The following is a 1,313-nucleotide window of genomic DNA, read 5'->3' on the forward strand; positions in this document are numbered from 1 at the left end:
AAAAAATCCTGATTATTACCCCAAGCTGGATTGGTGACTGCGTCATGACCCAACCGCTTTATCACCGTTTGCATGAGCTGCATCCCGGCTGTACCATTGATGCCTTTGCGCCCAAATGGTCGATGGCCGTATTTGAGCGTATGCCTGAGATCAACCGTGTGATGGAAAATCCGTTTGGACATGGCGCGTTGGAATTGAAAAAACGCTGGCGTATCGGACGTGAATTGGGAAAAGAAGGCTATGATCAAGTGATTGTTTTGCCCGGTTCACTCAAATCCGCCATTATTGCCTTGGCTACGGGCATCAAGCAGCGTACGGGCTACGTCGGCGAATCACGCTATTTTTTGCTGAACGATATCCGCAAGTTGGATAAGGCCGCGTTGCCTCTGATGGTCGACCGCTATACTGCGCTGGCGTATCCGACCCAAGCGGATTTTAACGGGCATTCCGATAATCCGTGTTTTAAGATTGATCCCGAAAGCCGTCAAGCTGCTTTGGCAAAACATGGTTTGGCGACGGATAAACCGATTTTGGCATTTTGTCCCGGTGCGGAATATGGCCCGGCCAAGCGTTGGCCTGCGCGTCATTTTGCCGAACTCGGCCGCCGATATTTGGCCAAGGGCTGGCAGGTTTGGCTGTTCGGTTCGCAAAAAGATTTTGATATTGCAGATGAAATCAACCGACTTTCAGACGGCCTGTGTACCAATCTTTGCGGCAAAACCAATCTTTCGGAGGCGATTGATCTGTTGTCTTGCGCCGATACGGTTGTGTGCAACGACAGCGGTCTGATGCACCTTGCGGCCGCGCTTGATCGGAAATTGGTTGCGGTTTACGGTTCATCCAGCCCTGACCATACGCCGCCTCTCAGCCAAAAGGCAAAAATCGTCAGTTTGAATTTGGATTGCTCGCCTTGTTTCAAACGCGAATGTCCGTTGGGGCATACGGATTGTTTGAACAAGCTGACACCGGATAGGGTGCAAAAAGCGGCGGAAGAGCTGGCTCGTTCGGCGTAATCCAATAAAGATTAGACGGAAAACAGTAAAGGACAGATTTGAGTCTGTCCTTTTAATCTTTCGTTTCTTTTATTTTTTAACAAAAGGCCGTCTGAAAATCATATTTCAGACGGCCTTTTTTGGTTTGAAATCAATACATTTGATTATTTTTGATGCAGATTATAAACGTATTCCACTTCTTCGCGGCTGCCCATGAATACGGCAACACGTTGGTGCAGGCCGGTAGGTTGGATGTCGAGCATGGCTTCGATGGCGTTGTTTGATGCGCCGCCGGCTTGTTCCATAAGCAGGCTCATCGGT

1 protein-coding gene and 1 pseudogene are annotated in these 1,313 nt (G+C 49.2%); one reads left to right on the top strand and one right to left on the bottom strand.

Features of this window, described 5'->3' with window-relative positions; genetic code table 11:
- Window positions 1-1,013 (top strand): lipopolysaccharide heptosyltransferase II (gene waaF / locus ACTHUM_RS14360; protein WP_440403206.1); only part of this gene is annotated, 1,013 nt, incomplete at its 5' end.
- 143 nt (window positions 1,014-1,156) lie between these two features.
- Here the strand turns inward: waaF and ACTHUM_RS14365 are convergent.
- Window positions 1,157-1,313 (bottom strand): annotated as a pseudogene (locus ACTHUM_RS14365) (class 1 fructose-bisphosphatase); the annotation flags it as partial.

This window comes from Neisseria sp. P0021.S006, assembly GCF_051956895.1.